Consider the following 19,345-nt stretch of genomic DNA (forward strand, 5'->3'; position numbering starts at 1 on the left):
ATGAGTATGACTGCGCAAACAGTATGGGATAATTGTCTCTCATTTATTCAGGACAATATAACCCCGCAGGCCTACAAAACCTGGTTTGAACCTATACGAGCGGTTAAACTTACAGATAACGCATTAAGCATACAGGTACCCAGTAAATTCTTCTATGAATGGCTCGAGGAACACTATGTAAAATTGCTTAAAGTTTCTCTTACAAAAGAGCTTGGTGAACAAGCAAAATTGGTCTATGTGATCCGTATGGAAAACACCTACGGAAACAAACAACCATTTACCGAAAAAATACCGAGTACCAACCGTCCTAATACCATGAAATCGCAGGAAGTTGATGCTCCTTTAAAGAATAAAAATCCAGAGCTTAAAAATCCGTTTGTGATTCCCGGGATTCGCAATCTGGAAATCGAGTCGCAGCTCAATCCTAATTACAATTTTGACAACTTTTTAGAAGGAGATTCTAACCGTCTTGCTCGTTCGGCAGGTATGGCAGTTGCTAACAAACCCGGTGGAACATCCTTTAATCCTTTATTGATTTTTGGAGGTGTTGGATTAGGAAAAACGCATTTAGCACACGCTATTGGTGTTCAGATAAAAGATCGATACCCAGATAAAACTGTTCTTTATATTTCAGCAGAAAAATTTACGCAGCAATATATAGAGTCGGTTAAAAAAAATAACAGAAATGACTTTATTCATTTCTATCAAGTGATTGATGTTTTAATTGTTGATGACATTCAGTTACTTTCAGGAAAGGCTGGTACACAAGATGTATTTTTCCACATCTTCAACCACCTGCATCAAAACGGAAAACAGGTTGTTTTGACCAGTGATAAAGCTCCTGTTGATATGCAAGACATTGAGCAGCGTTTATTGTCTCGTTTTAAATGGGGACTTTCAGCAGAATTGCAATCGCCAGGTTTTGAAACGCGCGTTTCTATCATCAGAAATAAGCTGTACCAAGATGGTGTAGAAATGCCTGAAGATATTGTTGAATTTTTAGCTAATAATATCAAGACAAACATTCGCGAACTAGAAGGTGCTATTATTTCACTTATTGCCCATTCCTCTTTCAACCGAAAAGAGATCAATCTAGAGCTTGCTAAAAAAATTGTTGATAACTACGTTAAGCATACTAAGCGCGAAGTTTCTATAGATTACATTCAGAAAGTGGTAAGCGATTACTTCCAGATGGATGTTGATACCTTACAATCTAAAACCCGTAAGCGTCATATTGTACAAGCGCGTCAGCTGGCTATGTTCTTTGCTAAAAAACTTACCAAAGCTTCTTTAGCAAGTATTGGCTCGCAAATTGGTAAACGCGATCACGCGACCGTACTTCACGCTTGCAAGACCGTTGACAATCTTTCTGCTACTGACAAACAGTTCAGGAAGTATGTTGAAGACCTCAATAAAAAGCTTACGATGTAAGACTTTTTATTGCTTCCCTAAAGCTGCTGAACAGTATTAAAGAAGTCGAAAATCTCTTAACTATCACAGTATGAAAACGCACATTTTAATGGTTTGCCTGGGGAATATTTGCAGATCACCACTTGCCGAAGGATTACTCAAATCAAAGTTAGATGCTGAAAAATTTCAGGTAGATTCTGCCGGTACGGGGCATTGGCACGTGGGGAATCTACCGGACTCTAGAAGCATTGCCGTTGCACAAAAGAATGGTTTAGACATCACAGATCAACGCGGGATGCAATTTAAACCAGCCTTTTTTGAGCGTTATGATTACATTTTTGTAATGGATAATTACAATTATGAGGATGTTGTAGCGCAGGCGCCTAAGGAAGAAGATAAAGCTAAAGTGCAGCTGATTTTAGATGAAATTTTTCCGGGAGAACGTGTTGATGTTCCTGATCCTTATAACGACAGTCAGCGCGGGTTTGACCGCGTTTATGAAATGCTTGATGAAGCCACCACTAAGATCGCCGAACGTCTTAGCTAAATTTTACTCCCACTACTATGCATATTAAATCTGAATTTGGAAAACTCTATCTCATTCCGGTGACTTTAGGGGACACACCGCCTTTAGAGGTTATGCCAGGAATGGTTCAAAATATCATAGAAACGATTGATCAATACATCGTCGAAAATGAAAAAACAGCAAGACGTTTTATTAAGCAAATTTGCCCCAAGAAGCCGCAACCTTCGCTAAAGCTCCATGCCTTAAATAAACATACTGATCCTACAGAAATCCCTAATTTTCTTGATGCCTGCCTGTCGGGTACTTCTATGGGGTTGATGTCTGAAGCAGGAGTTCCGGGTGTTGCAGATCCCGGTGCCGAAGTGGTGCGTATCGCTCACGAAAAAGGCATTCAAGTGGTTCCATTAGTGGGGCCCTCTTCGATATTAATGGCTATGATGAGCAGCGGTATGAATGGTCAAAATTTTGCCTTCACCGGATATTTACCCATTGATCAAAAAGAAAAACGCAACGAACTCAAACGCTTAGAACGCCTTTCTAAGGATTATAATCAGGCGCAGCTTTTTATTGAAACGCCATACCGCAACAATAAAATGCTTGATGAATTGTGCAATACGCTTAACGGGAACACCAGATTATGCATTGCTTGCGATATTACACTACCTACCGAATTTATAGTGACCAAACCCATTTCGGTATGGAAATCAAATAAACCTGATTTACATAAGCGCCCGGCACTATTTATAATACAACATTAAAAAAGCGACCGTTTGGTCGCTTTTTTAATGTTTATTTTGCATCGATGTTCTAACTATCGAGCTTAACTTTTGCAGTTCGGTTGGGCTCAATGAATGAAACATCATATCCAGCAAATTTTTTCATATAACTGCGTATAGAAGTTCCAAATGCATCTCTAAAACCTTCCACTCCACCTGAGCGCAAATAGCTCTTTACACTACCGGGACCGGCTAAATGAGCCGCAGCAAGAATACCGGATTCGGTAACTTTTACGCCGTTGATCACCTTTCCATTGAAGCGTTTGATGTCTTTTCTTAAAACCCACTTATTGCGAGAAGCATTGGCCACAAAAGCCTTCTCCTGCCACACAGGATTATTTAAAAACTCATCAGTATCGGTTATCCCCAAAAGCAATAAGGTACTTCTACCAAATTGATATTTTCCTAGATAACCCAATTGATTAATACGCTTGTAATCGTTTTGAGATTCTTTAAATCCTAAGGCTTCTTTAAATCCGGTAAAGGATTTACCGGTAGTTGCCAGATTTAAATTTGAAGTGTTGTCCAAGACCGAAGCGTCAGCTTCGTCAAATTGTGGAACTGTATAAAATAACTCTAAACCTTCTGTAGAATTTTCGCGTGGCTTATCTGCATCTTTAACTGACATACTTAATGCCACAAGCCCGAATACAGAAGGAAGCGCCGCTAGTTTTACGATGTTTTTCGTCATAAAATAATTTTCAGACCGGTAGTAACGCGCTACTGAAATACCTGCCTATATTACCGCGCAAATATACGATAAGAATTCAAGCGATTGATAATGAATTGGTTAAGCTTTTCCCAAAGTCAATAAAACTCGCAAAATACCCGCTATTCTCAAGCGATTGCTACATTTTATTACCGATTTTAACATTTACAAATCTGCTTTTTGAAGATTATGTAAACATTTAACATTTGTTAAATTATCGGTTTATCCCCTGCTTATTGATCCAGTCTATATATTGCTTTCTGTTTGCATTATGCTGAGCTACAGTCTTTGCAAAAAGATGATAGCCGGGATTAGAAACGTCTGCGACAAAGAAATAGTATTGATGCGATTCAGGATTTAACACGGCATTGATCGCCAAAAGGTCAGGCATAAAGATCGGACCCGGTGGCAAACCGCCATATTTATAGGTGTTGTATGGGGAATCTGTTTCCAGATCTTTATATAAAACACGTTTAATTACTTGATCAAAATCTCCTTGTTGTTTTTTAACAGCATAGATAACGGTGGGATCTGCATCAAGTTTCCAGCCGTTGTGAAGTCTGTTTAAATAGACACCGGCGACGCGGCGACGCTCATCATTTTTAGCTGTTTCTTTTTGTACAATAGACGCTAAAACATAAACTTCAGTAGGTGTTAATCCTTGCGCTTCTGCTTTCGCTTTGCGCGCATCTGTCCAGAATCTATTATATTCAGTCAACATACGCTTACGGTATTCTTCGGCGGTTGTATTCCAATACAATTCATAGGTATTGGGTAAATACATAGTCAAGGCTGTTTCTTCTGAAAAACCATTAGACTTTAAAAATTCAGTATCTGTAAAAGCTTCAAGAAGTGCTGTACTGTCCGCTTCAATCTGCTGACTTATGCGCCCTGCTAAATTTTCTAAACGCTCTTGATTATTGAAAGAAATCTTAACCGGAATATTCCCGCTACGAATAGCATTGACGATTTCGTTATTATTGCTTCCCCTCTCAATTATAAAATGCCCGGGTTTGATATTCGAAACATATCCTTTACGCTCAGCAACCTGATCAAAAGACTCGATATCGTCAATTAAAGGCTCTAAATCTGCTCGAACATCACTATATGTGGCGTCAGTTTTTACGTAGAGATGTGCCTCTTCATTATTGAATGCAGTATTTGGCGAAAAAAACTTACCGTAAATGGTATAAGCAAAGATGCCGCCTACGATCATCCCGATCACTGCGGTAGCAGCAATAATTTTTTTAATGTACATCGTTATGTATTAATTGATATAAATATTCATTTTTAAAGCTTCCGCCCACGCGCGTCCAATCTTTTTTTAGACCCACACGTTCAAACCCTTGTTTCTCAAAAAGCTTAATACTGGGCGCATTTTCTTCTAAAATATTAGCGTACAACTGATGCAGCTCTAAGCGCTTAAATGCATACTTGGTAATAAGTTTAAGCGCTTCGGCACCATAACCTTTTCCGCGTTCAACCTTGCTGAAAATCAAGATCCCAAGTCCGGCTCGATGATTTCTGGGATCAAAATCAAAAAGGTCTATCATTCCCAAAGCTTCATCATTTGCGGCTTTACAGACTACCAATCGCAACTGCTTAGCCTCATAAATATCTTTATGTGCGTTTTTTAGATAATGCTTAAGTAAAAACTTAGAAAACGGAGTTAACGTGGTACTCAACTCCCAAAGATCCTCATCATTTTCAATCTTAAAAATGAGATCAAGATCTTCAGGCTCTAATGCCCTTAAATAAACAAGTTCTCCTTTTAGGGTTAGTCCGTCCATACTCCTTGAAATACCTTTTGCGCAGGACCAATGAGAAAAATGTTTTTATATCCTTCACCTTCCGGCTCAAAACTTATGGTCAACTTACCCCCTTCAACCTGAAGAGGCACGCTTGTTTGTCCTACTTTACCTTGCTTATGTATGGCCAAAGCAACAGCAGTTGCTCCTGTACCGCAGCTCAACGTCTCATCCTCTACTCCACGCTCATACGTGCGCAAGCGAAATCCATCGGTACTCGCTTCAACAAAATTAATATTACTTCCGGCTTTGCCGTATAGCTCACTATAACGCAACGTTGCACCTTCAGATTTAACATCAAAGTCTTCAATTTGAGAGACCCATTGCACGTGATGCGGACTCCCGGTATTCAAAAACAAATGTGTATCAAATTCCTTGATTTCAGCTACATCTTGCATTTTAAGATGTACAAGTCCGTTTTCTATATGTGCCTCGTGCAGTCCATCTACCGCTTCAAAAGTGGTTGTAGTGTTTATTACACCAAGTTCATTAGCAAAAGCCACAATGCATCGACCGCCGTTACCGCACATAGAGCTAGGATTTCCATCTGCATTATAATACACCATCGTAAAATCTTGTGTATCGTGGTTTTCAAGCAAAATCAAGCCGTCTGCGCCTATGCCAAATTTACGGTCACAAAGCTTCTTTACCAGTTTGGTATCATTTTTGGAAAATATGTTCTGACGGTTATCGATCATTACAAAATCGTTGCCGGTGCCTTGGTATTTATAAAAAGGTATAGACATAGCTGGTTTTTTAAAAGCTTCGCAAAAATACATAAAGCGAATAATCTACACCTTGTTAAGACCGAGTTAAATCCTGCAACACGATATACTGTCACTCGTATTTAAAGTGTTATATAAAAAATAGAAACGTATTATGAAAAAATTTGCAAGCCTATTGTTTGTTGCCATCGTTGGTGGTGGTGTTACTCTGGGAGCATATAAGCTGCTGGAAGATGAGTCTAAAACTGAAGTTTCTAACCTAACTACAAGTCCTAATTTTAATACTGTAGCTTATGAGGGGCGCCCTGTAAGCAGTACAAATGCTGACTTCACCGAAGCTGCAGATCGTACGGTTCACGCGGTAGTACACGTAAAAAATGTACAAACCTCAAGACAGCCGCGTAATTTACAAGAGTTCTTTTATGGCGGCGGAGAAACCCGCAAAGGTCTCGTAGGTGCAGGTAGTGGTGTGATCATCTCTGCTGACGGTTATATCGTAACCAATAATCACGTGATCGATGGAGCAACAGAATTAGATGTCTCTTTAAATGATAACCGAACTTTTAAAGCCGAAGTTATTGGTACAGATCCTAAAGCTGACATTGCACTCATTAAAATTGATGCTGATGAAGATTTACCTTACTTACCTTTTGGAGATTCAGATAATGTACGCCTGGGAGAATGGGCACTTGCAGTAGGGAATCCATTTAACCTAACAAGTACAGTTACTGCGGGAATTATTTCGGCTAAAGCCAGAGATATTAACGAGTATGATTCTAATCCGCAATCTTTTATACAAACAGATGCTGCGATCAACCCGGGTAATAGTGGCGGCGCATTAGTCAATATTAATGGGGAACTTATAGGAATTAACACGGCTATTACTTCGCAAACCGGTAGTTATGTAGGTTATGCATTTGCAGTACCTTCTAACAATGCGCGCAAAATAGTTGAAGACATTTTGGAATATGGTGATGTGCAACGTGGGATATTAGGTGTTAGCGGAACCAGTCTTAATCCAAGTATAGCTAGTCAGCTTGATGTGGATGCTGTTGAAGGTGTTTATGTAGCTAATGTAGAATTTGAAAGTGGCGCTAAAAAGGCCGGTCTTGAAGAAGGTGATATCATCACTCAAATAGATAATGTAAAAGTGAGCAAATTCTCTGACCTTTCAGGTTACTTAGGCGCAAAGCGACCTAACGATGTGGTGCAGGTTACATATACGCGAGATGGTGAAAGCATAACCGTACCGGTTACTTTACTAAAGTATGAAGCGTATGTAATTGATAAGCCCGGTCTAGAAGTGCGTGAAGCTTCTTCAGAATTATTAAAAGAATATGGTGTTAAAAACGGAGTAGTTATTGCTCAAGCGACTAATGATAAATTAAAACGCTATGGACTTAACGGTATCGTAATTACTGAAATTGATGAAGAACCGGTAAAATCAGTTGCAGATGTTAAGCGTATTATGAATGCTAAAAATCCTAACGAACCGGTAAGCTTAAGCTTTGTAGGTAAAGGAGGAGAGAAAAAACAGATCATTTTTCAATAAATGATACTGAATATTTCAATGATTTCAAGCCTTTCTTCGGAAAGGCTTTTTTATTGGTAATAATAGACCGTGGTCAAAATCAATTACCTATTACCTACAAATCTCTATTATTTCATTATTGAAGATTTTACTTCATTTAAACGTTACGCAAACGATATAGTTAAGTATCTTTGCCGAAAATTTAAACACACACTTTATTTTATGACAACGTCTTCAACTTATGAAAAAGAGCTTGCTTTTCAAGCCGACAGACGCCGCGCCACTATTGAATTCATTAAGATTATAAGTGATCTGTGGTACGATAATAACATAGAACTCGTACTTTTTAGAAATCAGCTTATTGATCGTAACGTAAGTGAAATCCTCAATTTACACGCTTACGCCGGAGCATTTGTACAAAAGCCCATTTCAATTTTTGATAGCGTTGAACTGGCAAAAGCAATTCAGCAGGTGAACCTCCCTCCTGCTAAACTCGACATTGGTAAACTCACGTATGAATATCACATTGAAGATAATGAGTATGCAGACGCTACGGCATTCATTCATCATAAATTAAAAGAAGCGCATTCAGCTGAAACCATTACGCCCAAAGATGTTGTGCTTTATGGTTTTGGCCGCATTGGTCGCTTGGTCGCTCGCGAACTGATGACGCGTACCGGTAGCGGAAATCAATTAAGACTTCGCGCGATTGTCGTTCGTGGTCCCATTAACGAAGCGGTATTACAAAAACGAGCTTCGCTTTTAAAGAGTGATAGTATTCACGGTGATTTTCCTGGAACTATTGATGTTAATGGTGAAAGAGAAGCTTTAATTATCAACGGAACCACCGTAAGACTAATTTCAGCCAACACTCCTGAAGAAATTGATTATATGCAATATGGCATTGACGAAGCTTTAGTTATCGACAACACGGGGGCGTTTAGAGATCAAGAGCAATTGAGTAGGCACTTAATTGCAAAAGGAGTTGCTAAAGTACTGCTCACCGCTCCCGGAAAAGGAATTCCAAATATTGTGCACGGCGTAAATCACAATCAAGTTAACCCGGATGAAACGGCTATTGTCTCGGCTGCTTCTTGCACTACCAATGCGATTACTCCAGTATTAAAAGTTATTGAGGAAAGTTTTGGGATCGTAACCGGCCATCTAGAAACCATTCATGCGTATACCAATGATCAGAATCTTGTAGATAATATGCACTCTAAATACCGTAGAGGTCGGGCTGCAGCACTCAATATGGTAATCACCGAAACAGGAGCCGGTAAAGCCGTAGCTAAAGCCTTACCTGAACTGGAAGGAAAACTTACCTCCAATGCGATACGTGTGCCTGTTCCCAATGGTTCTTTAGCTATTCTAAACCTCAAGTTAAACCAAAAAACCACAGTTGAAACGATAAACGCCACCTTAAAAAAATATGCGCTAGAAGGTGATTTAGTAGAGCAGATTAAATATTCTATCAATAACGAACTTGTGTCTAGTGATATCGTGGGCTCTTCTGCTCCTTCTATTTATGACAGTCAGGCCACATTGGTCTCGTCAGATTCAGAAAATGTGGTGTTGTATATTTGGTACGATAATGAATATGGCTACAGTCATCAAGTAATTAGGCTTGCCAAGTACATTTCAAAAGTAAGAAGGTTTACGTATTATTAAAATACTGTTTTTCAGAAGTTTATTACTAAAGTAAAAAGTTGATTTTTATCAAGTTAAAGGAAGCAGAACACGTAGAATTGATTATTTTTGCCCCTTTGATATACTAAGAAGGATTACGTTCCGTTTTCCCACAAACAGAAAAATGACTAGCCTGAAATGAATACTATAAAAATCAACTTTTTACTCCTATTTTTTGCAATCACAGCAGTTTCTGCTCAAGAAACACAAACTACTGAGCAGCCTGCTGAGCCTAAAGTAAATACAATCTCTCAGCAGTTTGAAGATCTACTTGAAAATTCTAATAATTATCAAGAATACAAAGTAGTGAAGCAAAATGCATTAGCTAAACTTAAAAGTAATGCTGCAGATAGTATTAATGATTTAAAAGGTCAGATTGTAAATCTTCAAAATGAGATTCAAACACAAGATTCAAAGATCAGCGAGTTGAACAAATCGCTAGAAGATACACAAAGCACTCTTGACAAAACCCGAGAAGAAAAAGACTCTATCTTTTTCTTAGGAATCCCTATGAGTAAAGGAGGTTACATGGGAATGATGTGGGGTATCGTTGCTGTTTTAGCACTGGCTCTAGTATTCTTTATATTCAAATTTAAAGGAAGTAACGCCCATACTCAAGAGGCCAGACAAAAGTTAGCCGACACTGAGCACGAATACGAAGAGTATCGTAAAAAAGCCTTAGAGAAGGAACAAAAAATGGGACGTTTACTACAGGACGAGCGCAACAAAGCGGTTAAAAACAACAAAAAATAATGCAGTTTTTATGCGCATTGATATAATTACGGTTGTCCCAGAGCTTTTAAAGAGTCCGTTTGAGGCTTCTATAATGCAACGGTCAATCGCAAAAGGTCTTGTTGAAGTACATTTTCATAACCTTAGAGACTACGCTACCAACGCTTATAAACAGGTTGATGACTATCAATATGGTGGAGGAGCCGGAATGGTTATGATGATTGAACCTATTGACAAGTGCATAAGTGAGCTAAAAGCAGCACGTGATTATGACGAAGTCATTTATATGACACCTGATGGAGAAACGCTTAATCAGGGAATTGCAAATACCATTTCGTTACAGAAGAATATCATAATCCTTTGTGGTCATTATAAGGGTGTTGACCAGCGTGTACGTGATCAATTCATAACTCGAGAGATCTCCATCGGAGATTATGTTTTGAGTGGTGGCGAATTGGGAGCCTTAATTTTGTGTGATGCGGTAATTAGATTAATTCCCGGGGTTCTAGGCAATGAAACTTCAGCATTAACTGATTCTTTTCAGGATGATTTGCTGGCTCCACCGGTGTATACTCGACCTGCTGACTATAAAGGCTGGAAAGTCCCTGAAATACTTACTTCAGGAAACACTCCTAAAATTGAGGCTTGGCGTGAAGAGCAGGCCTATAAACACACAAAAAATCGCCGTCCTGATCTACTTAACGAGTAACGGATAAATTCTTCAAAAAAAATAGTTTAGAGAATTGTCTAATCTATTTTTTATAGTAAATTTGCACGCTCATAGAACCAACCTCTGGCGAGATACGTGAATGTTGCTTTTATTCAATTTTAAAAAATCTTAAAAATGGAAGATTTAATCAGTTTTGTACAAAACGAATTTGTAGAGAAAAAAGAATTCCCAGAATTTAGTGCTGGTGATACGATCACTGTTTACTATGAAATTCGTGAAGGTGAAAAAGTACGTACTCAGTTCTTTAGAGGTGTTGTAATCCAAGTACGCGGTACTGGAGTGACCAGAACTTTTACTATCAGAAAAATGTCTGGTACTGTAGGTGTTGAGCGTATTTTCCCAATCAATATGCCTGCACTTCAAAAAATTGAAATCAATAAGAGAGGTAAAGTGCGCAGATCACGTATCTACTACTTTAGAGGTCTTACTGGTAAGAAAGCTAGAATTAAAGAAGTTAGAAAATAATTTGATCTTTCAAGATATAGTAAAAATGCTCTCAATTGAGAGCATTTTTTTTGCTACGTACATCATCAACAATTGTTGATAACCCCTGTTAATCAACGGTTAATAATAAAAATTGCATATTTTACGATAACGATATAGAATATTTACTATATTTGAAATAGTCAAACGTTTAAAAGTGAATTAAAATATTCACTTTGTTTCCAATATCATTACCACTGTATAGCAGTAGTTTTTTTTAAACATGTAAAGGTATTGGGCGGGATTACAAAAGACTGTAATCTCTATGTTTTGATTTACGGTGCAAGTACTAATATTCTTGCCTTTGGAACTTCAAGGGTTCACTGGTAAAAAATCAACACATTAGAAGCTCTGTTGCGATAGCAAATATCACAACAGAGCTTTTTTATTAGATTATTTAGAAATATTCTTCAAAATGAAGCTTACTCCCAATTTCACAGGCTTTAAGAAGAATTTAAGTGTTAAAATCTACCCGAAAATTCTATATTTGCAATCCACTAAATTATTCTTGAAATTATTTTTATTAAAAGAATTTACCCCTTTTTTAATGACAGAATTAAAATCAAGACTTATTAAACGAACTCATTTTTATGTCAACCAAAACATCTAAAATAGCTTACACCAAAACTGATGAAGCTCCGGCGTTAGCTACGCACTCTTTTCTTCCTATTATAAGCAAGTTTGCTAAACCGGCAAATATAGAATTTGAAGTAAAAGACATCTCTTTAGCTGCGCGTTTACTCGCAAACTTCTCTGACTTTCTTAAAGAAGATCAGAAAGTGAGCGACGCATTGGCAGAGCTAGGAGAACTAGCTAAAAGTCCGGAAGCAAACATCATTAAACTTCCTAACATTAGTGCTTCTGTACCACAGCTTACTGCTGTGATCAAAGAATTGCAAGCAAAAGGTTTTGCGGTTCCTAATTACCCAGAAGAAGCTAAAACCGACGAAGAAAAGGCAATTAAACAACGTTATGCTAAGGTTTTAGGTAGTGCTGTAAACCCTGTTTTGCGTGAAGGTAATTCAGATAGACGTGCTCCAAAACCGGTTAAGGAATACGCGCGTAAGAATCCGCACAGTATGGGAGCTTGGTCTAAAGACAGCAAATCGCACGTTGCGACAATGGCTAGCGGAGATTTTAGATCAAACGAAAAGTCTGTTACTTTACCAGAAGCTACTTCGGTTGACATCATACACGTTGACAACAACGGAACTAAGAAAACATTAAAAGAAAAAGTAGCTCTCAAAGAAGGTGAGATTATTGATGCTACCTTAATGAGCAAAGCGGCTTTGCTTAAATTTTTAAGCGAGCAGATCGAAGACGCCAAAGCACAGGGGATTCTATTCTCTATTCACATGAAAGCGACAATGATGAAGGTCTCTGATCCCATCATTTTTGGTCACGCAGTGAAAGTATATTTCAAAGAGGTTTTTGAGAAGTACGGTGAGGATTTAAAATCTATAGGTGTAGATACTAGGAATGGTCTTGGTGATTTATTAAATGACATCAATAAACTGCCGGAAGCGAAGAAAAATGAAGTTGAAAAGGCGATTTTAGACACTCTTGAAACACGTGCTGACCTCGCTATGGTAAACTCTGATAAAGGGATTACTAACCTGCATGTGCCTAGTGATGTGATCATTGATGCTTCTATGCCGGCAATGATTAGAAATAGCGGTCAGATGTGGAATGCTGAAGGTAAATCTCAGGATACTAAAGCAGTTATTCCAGACAGTAGCTATGCTGGTATTTATCAAGAAACAATCGATTTCTGTAAAGAACATGGTGCTTTTGATCCAACTACTATGGGTACTGTTCCTAACGTAGGGCTAATGGCTCAGAAAGCTGAAGAATATGGTTCTCACGACAAAACATTTGAGATCGCTACTACCGGAAAAGTTCAGGTAGTTGATGCTTCGGGCAAAGTTCTTATTGAACATAGCGTTGAGGAAGGTGATATCTGGAGAATGTGCCAAACGAAAGATGCTCCGGTACAAGACTGGGTTAAATTAGCGGTAAATCGCGCTAAAGCTACCGGTGTTCCTGCGATCTTCTGGTTAGATAAAAATCGTGCACACGATGCAGAGTTGACCAAAAAAGTAAATGTGTATCTTAAAGACCACGATACTGCAGGTTTAGACATTCAGATTATGTCACCTGTTGAAGCAACGCGCTTCAGCTTAAAACGTATGAAAGAAGGCAAAGATACGATCTCAGTTACCGGAAACGTATTGCGTGACTACAACACAGACCTCTTCCCTATCCTTGAAGTTGGTACGAGTGCAAAAATGCTTTCAATTGTTCCATTAATGAATGGTGGTGGTTTATTTGAAACCGGTGCAGGAGGTTCTGCTCCTAAGCACGTACAGCAATTTGTAGAAGAAGGTCATTTACGTTGGGACTCTTTAGGTGAATTTTTAGCCTTGGCGGTTTCTCTCGAACACGAGGGTACTACCAACGATAATCCTAAAGCTTTAGTATTAGCGGAAACTTTAGACGAGGCAACCATTAAATTCTTAGACAATAAGAAATCGCCTTCTCGTGCGGTAAACGAATTAGACAACCGCGGAAGTCATTTTTATTTGGCTCTTTATTGGGCTCAAGCTTTGGCTGCGCAGGATAAGGATAAAGAATTGCAAGTACACTTTGCTGAAATTTCTAGCGAAATGGAAACCAATGAAGAAAAAATACTTCAAGAATTATTAGATGCACAAGGATCTGAGGTAGAACTCGGTGGGTATTATTTCCCGGATGAAGACAAATCTTCATCTGCAATGCGACCTAGTGCAACGCTAAACGCAATCATCAACTCTTAGCGGTTTTAATATTTAGAATTTAAAATGGGTTACTTCACGGTAACCCATTTTTATTTTCATAAAGTTGTGCTTCAATGCACTAAGTCTCTTATTTTTGAGAAAAAAAAGCTTGAGAAAAACATACTTTTTGGTTTTCTTCCTCTTGATGTGCCATCTGGTTTCAGGACAAAAAAATCATACGCTCAGCGGTATCATAACTTCTGCGGAATCTAACGAGACCCTAATTGGAGTTAACGTCATCATTCCCGAACTCAATAAAGGCGCTGTTACTAATGAATACGGCTTCTACTCCATTACTCTGCCCGAAGGAACATACACACTTCAAATTAGCTTTTTAGGATTTGAAAGCATTTCGGAATCCTTAGTACTTGACGCCAATCAAAAACTAAATTTTTCGCTTAATGCGAGTACTGAGACTTTAGACGAAGTCGTGATTGAAGAGGATGTGGAACAATTGAGCATTAGAAAGCCGCAAATGAGTGTAAATACGCTAACTGCGCAAACTATAAAACAGATTCCTGTGGTCCTAGGCGAGGCAGATGTGATCAAATCAATTTTGCTTCTTCCCGGAGTCACCAGCGCCGGTGAAGGCGCTTCCGGTTTTAATGTACGTGGCGGAGCTGTTGACCAAAACCTAATCCTTCTTGATGAAGCCATCATATTTAATTCTTCGCATCTCTTTGGATTTTTCTCTGTTTTTAATCCAGATGCGATAAAAGATCTCAAACTCTATAAAGGAGGAATCCCCGCGCGGTATGGCGGGCGGGTGTCTTCGGTGCTTGATATTTATCAGAAAGAAGGTAATAGCAAAGAATTTCATGCAAATGGCGGTATCGGCGCAGTAGCCAGCAGATTGCTTGTAGAAGGACCAATTGTAAAGAATAAATCAGCTTTTCTTATTGGTGGAAGAGCTTCTTATGCGCATCTTTTTCTTCCGTTATTTGACATAGATAACAAAGCCTATTTTTACGATCTAAACGCAAAACTCAATTACAATCTCGACGAAAAGAACAGTCTTTTTTTATCAGGCTATTTTGGTCGTGATCTTTTTGGCGTAAGCGAAAGTTTTGTCAACACCTACGGAAACTCAACTCTTAACCTAAGATGGAATCATATTTTCTCAGACAAGATTTTTTCTAATCTTTCTATGATCTACTCTGATTATTACTACGGTTTATTACTGGATTTCGTGGGCTTTCAATACGATTCAGGCATTCGCAATTTTAACTTGAAGTACGATTTTCAGCATTATTTAAATAGCGAAATCAAGCTTAGCTATGGTTTCAACAACATCTATTACCGTTTTAATCCTGCGACGATCACGCCAAACCGCCCGGACAGCGGAATCATTCCATCGCAGCTGACGCATAAATACGCTAATGAATTTTCGGCTTATATCGAAGCTGAACAAGATTTCAGCGATAAATTGATCGTAAAATATGGCGCCCGATTGAGTCATTTTACCCGTTTGGGACAAGATTCTTTCGCAGTCTATCAAAACGATCAACCGCTTACTTATAATGCTTCACTTAGTATTTACCAGCCTGCTGAACCTGTAGAAATTCAGTCTAATACCGGTCGTTTAGCTGATTTTACCAATATTGAGCCCAGAGCATCCTTGTCTTATTTACTGAATGATAACAGTTCTGTAAAAGCCAGCTATAACAGAATGGCGCAGTATTTACACCTCATATCAAATACTAATGCTCCTACTCCATTAGATGTTTATGCACCCAGCGGCCCGTATTTAAAACCACAAATTTTAGATCAATATGCTTTAGGATATTTCAGAAAAATAAAAAATAACGAGTTTTCTATAGAAACCGAAGTATTCTATAAGGATGTACAAAACAGACTGGATTATCGCAACGGCGCACAGCTCATCGCCAATGAAAACATAGAAACCGAAGTACTGGCAGGAAAAGGACGTGCTTATGGTCTTGAGTTTTTGGCTAAAAAGAACAAGGGGCAATTTACAGGTTGGCTAGCCTATACGTTATCCCGAAGCGAACAACAAACACCGGGTAGAACACCACAAGAAACCGGCATCAACGACGGTAACTGGTATCCTTCAGCGTATGATAAAACCCACGACATTAGCGCATATTTAAGCTACGAGGCCAATAAAAAATGGACCTTTAATGCCAATTTCATTTTTCAAACAGGACAACCTACAAATTTTCCGGTGAGTCAGTCGCAATTTCAAGGGCTAAACATCACCAATTATGACGGGCGTAATCAACAGCGCTTACCTGCCTATCATCGACTAGATCTTTCGGCTACGCTAACGCCAAGAAATCAAAACAAGAAGTTTAAAGGCTCGTGGGTTTTTAGTATTTACAATGCTTATAATCGTATGAATGCAGCTTCGATCACGTTTAGAACTAATGAAGATACCGGCTCTAATGAAGCGGTACGAACGACCATTTTTGGTATTCTGCCTTCAGTAACCTATAATTTTAAATTTTGATGAAACGCCTTAAAAATTGCTATATCGTTTTGATCTTAATGACTCTTCTGGTAAGTTGTCAAGACACCATCGAGGTAGATCTTCCGCCTACTCAAGAGCGACTGGTAATTGACGCCGTTATGCGCATACCGGATACTGATACATTTCTAGTGGAAGCCTATCTAAAACTTTCTAAAACTACAGATTACTATGCCGACAGCATTCCTAAAGTAAATGATGCTTTGGTTAGCTTAACAACCAGCAATCAAACCTATACATTGCAAGCAGAAGAAAACGGGTTTTACAGCACTGTTCTTCCGCGAGAAGAATTAATACAAGGGCCTGTTTCCTTAGCTATTGAATATGAAGAAGAGTTTTACAGCGCCACTACTCAATTTGTAAATGCTGTGCCTATAGATCAAGTTGAACAAGGTGACGGAAGTCTTTTTGCTGGTGATGAGACCGAAGTGATCATCACCTATACCGATGCTCCTAATCAAACCAATTACTATCTTTTTGATCTTGATAAAGGCCAATATCTTACCAGCGAAGATACATTTTATCAAAATCAGCAGTTTTCATTCTCCTTTTTCTATGAAGATTTGAAACCAAACGACACGCTGAATATAGAATTGCTAGGCGTCAATAAAGCCTTCTCAGATTTTATGACCGTGACTATAAATCAATCAGGCCAGGCTTCAGGAAATCCGTTTGTTCCGGCTCCTTCGGTCATTCGCGGAAATATTGTCAACGAAACAAATGATGCACATTATCCAATAGGTTATTTTTCGATAAGCCAAGTCTATACTGCTTCGATAATTATTGAATAATGTAACTTGCGTATCCATTAATTTCTACTGAAAAGCATTATGAGCTTTACAAAAACTACAGAACAAGACTCTAAGTATTCAGACTTAGAAAAGATGAGTGTCACTACGCTGCTCCATAGTATCAATACTGAAGATAAAACCGTACCTCAAGCAGTTGAAAAAGCGATTTCACAAATTGAACTTTTGGTCAATCAATTGGTTGCTCAAATGAAAAAAGGCGGAAGACTTTTTTATATGGGCGCAGGTACCAGCGGAAGACTAGGAGTTGTGGATGCTTCTGAATGTCCGCCCACATTTGGTGTATCACATGATCTGGTCATAGGTTTAATCGCAGGAGGCGAAACGGCTATCAGAAAAGCTGTTGAAAACGCTGAAGACAGCACCACGCAAGGCTGGGAAGATCTTAAGGCACATAACATTTCTGAACAAGATGTGGTTATTGGTATTGCTGCTTCGGGCACGACTCCTTATGTTTTACACGCTCTAAGAGCTTGTAATAAAAATAATATCACCACCGGAAGCATTACCTGCAACAAAGGATGCCCAATTGCAATTGAATCAAAATATCCGGTAGAGATTGTCGTGGGTCCAGAATTTGTAACCGGCAGCAGCCGAATGAAAGCAGGAACCGCGCAAAAGTTGGCATTGAATATGATTTCGACTACGGCGATGATTCAGCTGGGGAAAGTAAAAGGCAATAAAATGGTAGATATGCAACTCAGCAACGACAAACTTGTAGATCGCGGTATACGCATGATTCAGTCTGAAATTCCAGTAAGCGCTGAAGAAGCAGCGCAACTTTTAAAAGAAAATGGTTCAGTTAGAGCCGCAGTAAATACCTATTTAAATGGCAACCAATAAAGAAGCCTTAGCCAGAGGCGTACGCACAATGGCCACCTCGCTCCTATTTATGTTTTTAGGTCCGGGTATTATTTATCAAGCGTTTAAAAATAGTGAGCATCCGCTGTACATCCCCGTGCTTATTTTGGGTTTTGTAGCGGCGACGTTAGCCATCTACTTTGGCTTTAAAGGAATCAATCGCATAATGAACGCCTTATTTGATAAAAACTAAAATCCCTCACTAATCGGCATAAAAAAAGCCTTTGCATTTGCAAAGGCTTTTTAAAGTATATTCAAATCGCTTATTTAGCGAATTTCTTGTATTTGTTTTTGAACTTGTCAATACGACCAGCAGTATCAACCAATTTAGATTTACCGGTGTAAAATGGGTGTGAAGTTCTAGAGATCTCCAATTTTACCAAAGGATAAGTCTCACCATCAACCTCAATAGTTTCTTTTGTATTAGCAGTAGATTTAGTTAAAAAAACCTCGTCGTTAGACATGTCTTTAAATGCTACTACTCTATAATTTTCTGGATGTATCTCTTTTTTCATCGTAAATGCTTTAAAATCTGCTCAATTTTGAGGTGCAAATTTAGAAATAATTTATAATCTGACAAGGGGTTTTAAATAATTAATTACATTTTTATTCTAAAAGAATTTTTCTGTAACAATTTTACCGTGAAGATTACTTATCAGCAGTTATAAAAACGTAGGTCTATAGGACCCTTATATGTACATTTACAAACTTAATCCTTTATTTATGGAAGATCAAAAACTAACCACCGGAAAAGTAGCCCTAACCTATGGCGGACTACTAGGACTTCTTACTATTATTTTAGCGGTAGTACTTTATGTAACCAACAACTTACTTGAGCAAAGCTGGATCACTGCTGTGGTAAGTTTTCTAATTATGATAGGTTGTATTTCTTATGGACAGAAAGTTTTTAGAAATGGTAACGGAGGTTATATGGACCTTAAAGATGCATTAAAAGTTGGTGTAGGTATTGCTTTAATTGGTGCTATCATAGGAGCGCTTTACAATTATATCTTCTTGACAGTAATTGAGCCCGGATTTACGGAATTGATCATCGAAAAACAAAGAGAAGCTATGATTACCACACAACCCAATATGACCGAAGCTCAAATAAACCAAGCGCTAGAATTTGCAGGGAAATTTGCACAACCTTGGGTACAATCTTCATTTCAGATCGTTGCAGGAATTTTCTTTGGCTTTATCATATCTCTTATAAGTGGCTTAATTTTGAAGCGCAACAATCCGCACCAATAAA

At 38.5% G+C, this 19,345-nt stretch carries 19 protein-coding genes; 14 read left to right on the top strand and 5 right to left on the bottom strand.

Translation table 11 applies throughout. The features are described from left to right. The 3 genes from dnaA to LDL79_RS00015 all read left to right on the top strand — a co-directional run bounded on the left by dnaA (position 1) and on the right by LDL79_RS00015 (position 2,694). Entirely contained in the window at positions 1-1,431 is a 1,431-nt protein-coding gene (gene dnaA, locus LDL79_RS00005) for a chromosomal replication initiator protein DnaA (RefSeq protein WP_072982400.1), read from the top strand. A gap of 70 nt (positions 1,432-1,501) precedes the next feature. Further along, entirely contained in the window at positions 1,502-1,957 is a 456-nt protein-coding gene (locus LDL79_RS00010) for a low molecular weight protein-tyrosine-phosphatase (RefSeq protein ID WP_072982402.1), read from the top strand. A gap of 17 nt (positions 1,958-1,974) precedes the next feature. Beyond that, positions 1,975-2,694, top strand: a complete 720-nt coding sequence (locus LDL79_RS00015) for an SAM-dependent methyltransferase (protein ID WP_225598644.1) — start codon at positions 1,975-1,977, stop codon at positions 2,692-2,694. Positions 2,695-2,743: 49 nt separating this feature from the next. On the opposite strand, the gene LDL79_RS00020 is transcribed toward LDL79_RS00015, so the two are convergent. The 4 genes from LDL79_RS00020 to dapF form a co-directional block, all read right to left on the bottom strand. Continuing rightward, positions 2,744-3,403 (bottom strand): peptidoglycan-binding protein LysM, encoded by a 660-nt coding sequence (locus LDL79_RS00020; protein WP_225598645.1) that lies wholly within the window; start codon positions 3,401-3,403, stop codon positions 2,744-2,746. Positions 3,404-3,635: 232 nt separating this feature from the next. Further along, on the bottom strand, positions 3,636-4,679 hold the full coding sequence (gene mltG / locus LDL79_RS00025; protein ID WP_225598646.1) for an endolytic transglycosylase MltG: 1,044 nt from the start codon (positions 4,677-4,679) through the stop codon (positions 3,636-3,638). Then, positions 4,669-5,211 carry a GNAT family N-acetyltransferase gene (locus LDL79_RS00030; protein WP_167596872.1) on the bottom strand — a complete coding sequence of 181 codons (543 nt, stop codon included), beginning with the start codon at positions 5,209-5,211 and terminating at the stop codon, positions 4,669-4,671. The genes mltG and LDL79_RS00030 overlap by 11 nt, the downstream gene beginning before the upstream one ends. Further along, positions 5,199-5,975 carry a diaminopimelate epimerase gene (dapF, locus tag LDL79_RS00035; protein WP_225598647.1) on the bottom strand — a complete coding sequence of 259 codons (777 nt, stop codon included), beginning with the start codon at positions 5,973-5,975 and terminating at the stop codon, positions 5,199-5,201. The genes LDL79_RS00030 and dapF overlap by 13 nt, the downstream gene beginning before the upstream one ends. A 133-nt stretch (positions 5,976-6,108) precedes the next feature. Here dapF and LDL79_RS00040 point away from each other — a divergent pair, with 133 nt between their 5' ends. From LDL79_RS00040 to LDL79_RS00085, 10 genes are all read left to right on the top strand, one after another. Beyond that, entirely contained in the window at positions 6,109-7,506 is a 1,398-nt protein-coding gene (locus tag LDL79_RS00040; RefSeq protein ID WP_225598648.1) for a Do family serine endopeptidase, read from the top strand. Between the two features lie 201 nt (positions 7,507-7,707). After that, entirely contained in the window at positions 7,708-9,156 is a 1,449-nt protein-coding gene (locus LDL79_RS00045) for a glyceraldehyde-3-phosphate dehydrogenase (RefSeq protein ID WP_225598649.1), read from the top strand. A gap of 156 nt (positions 9,157-9,312) precedes the next feature. Then, a complete protein-coding gene (locus LDL79_RS00050) occupies positions 9,313-9,927 on the top strand; it encodes a hypothetical protein (RefSeq protein WP_167596868.1) in 615 nt (204 codons plus the stop codon). A 10-nt stretch (positions 9,928-9,937) separates the two neighbouring features. Next, positions 9,938-10,615 carry a tRNA (guanosine(37)-N1)-methyltransferase TrmD gene (trmD, locus tag LDL79_RS00055; RefSeq protein WP_225598650.1) on the top strand — a complete coding sequence of 226 codons (678 nt, stop codon included), beginning with the start codon at positions 9,938-9,940 and terminating at the stop codon, positions 10,613-10,615. Positions 10,616-10,750: 135 nt separating this feature from the next. After that, entirely contained in the window at positions 10,751-11,101 is a 351-nt protein-coding gene (gene rplS / locus LDL79_RS00060) for a 50S ribosomal protein L19 (RefSeq protein WP_009779972.1), read from the top strand. A 608-nt stretch (positions 11,102-11,709) separates the two neighbouring features. Then, positions 11,710-13,935: an NADP-dependent isocitrate dehydrogenase gene (locus tag LDL79_RS00065; RefSeq protein WP_225598651.1), complete on the top strand. Its 2,226-nt coding sequence runs from the start codon at positions 11,710-11,712 to the stop codon at positions 13,933-13,935. Positions 13,936-14,080: 145 nt separating this feature from the next. Beyond that, positions 14,081-16,405, top strand: a complete 2,325-nt coding sequence (locus LDL79_RS00070) for a TonB-dependent receptor (protein WP_225599993.1) — start codon at positions 14,081-14,083, stop codon at positions 16,403-16,405. Further along, positions 16,405-17,214, top strand: coding sequence for a DUF4249 family protein (locus LDL79_RS00075; protein ID WP_225598652.1), 810 nt, complete (start codon positions 16,405-16,407; stop codon positions 17,212-17,214). Before LDL79_RS00070 ends, LDL79_RS00075 begins: the two co-directional genes overlap by 1 nt. Before the next feature lie 39 nt (positions 17,215-17,253). After that, entirely contained in the window at positions 17,254-18,075 is an 822-nt protein-coding gene (gene murQ / locus LDL79_RS00080; protein WP_225598653.1) for an N-acetylmuramic acid 6-phosphate etherase, read from the top strand. Beyond that, complete coding sequence (locus LDL79_RS00085) at positions 18,062-18,286, top strand: DUF6095 family protein (RefSeq protein ID WP_225598654.1); 225 nt, start codon at positions 18,062-18,064, stop codon at positions 18,284-18,286. Before murQ ends, LDL79_RS00085 begins: the two co-directional genes overlap by 14 nt. Before the next feature lie 70 nt (positions 18,287-18,356). On the opposite strand, the gene LDL79_RS00090 is transcribed toward LDL79_RS00085, so the two are convergent. Then, a complete protein-coding gene (locus LDL79_RS00090; protein ID WP_072982425.1) occupies positions 18,357-18,608 on the bottom strand; it encodes a type B 50S ribosomal protein L31 in 252 nt (83 codons plus the stop codon). Positions 18,609-18,816: 208 nt separating this feature from the next. Between LDL79_RS00090 and LDL79_RS00095 the strand changes: the two genes are divergently transcribed. Continuing rightward, positions 18,817-19,344 (top strand): DUF4199 domain-containing protein, encoded by a 528-nt coding sequence (locus LDL79_RS00095; protein ID WP_225598655.1) that lies wholly within the window; start codon positions 18,817-18,819, stop codon positions 19,342-19,344. The last annotated feature ends 1 nt before the right edge of the window (position 19,345 follow it).

It is taken from the genome of Leeuwenhoekiella palythoae (genome assembly GCF_020310025.1).
In the GTDB taxonomy this organism is placed as follows: Bacteria; Bacteroidota; Bacteroidia; order Flavobacteriales; family Flavobacteriaceae; genus Leeuwenhoekiella; species Leeuwenhoekiella palythoae.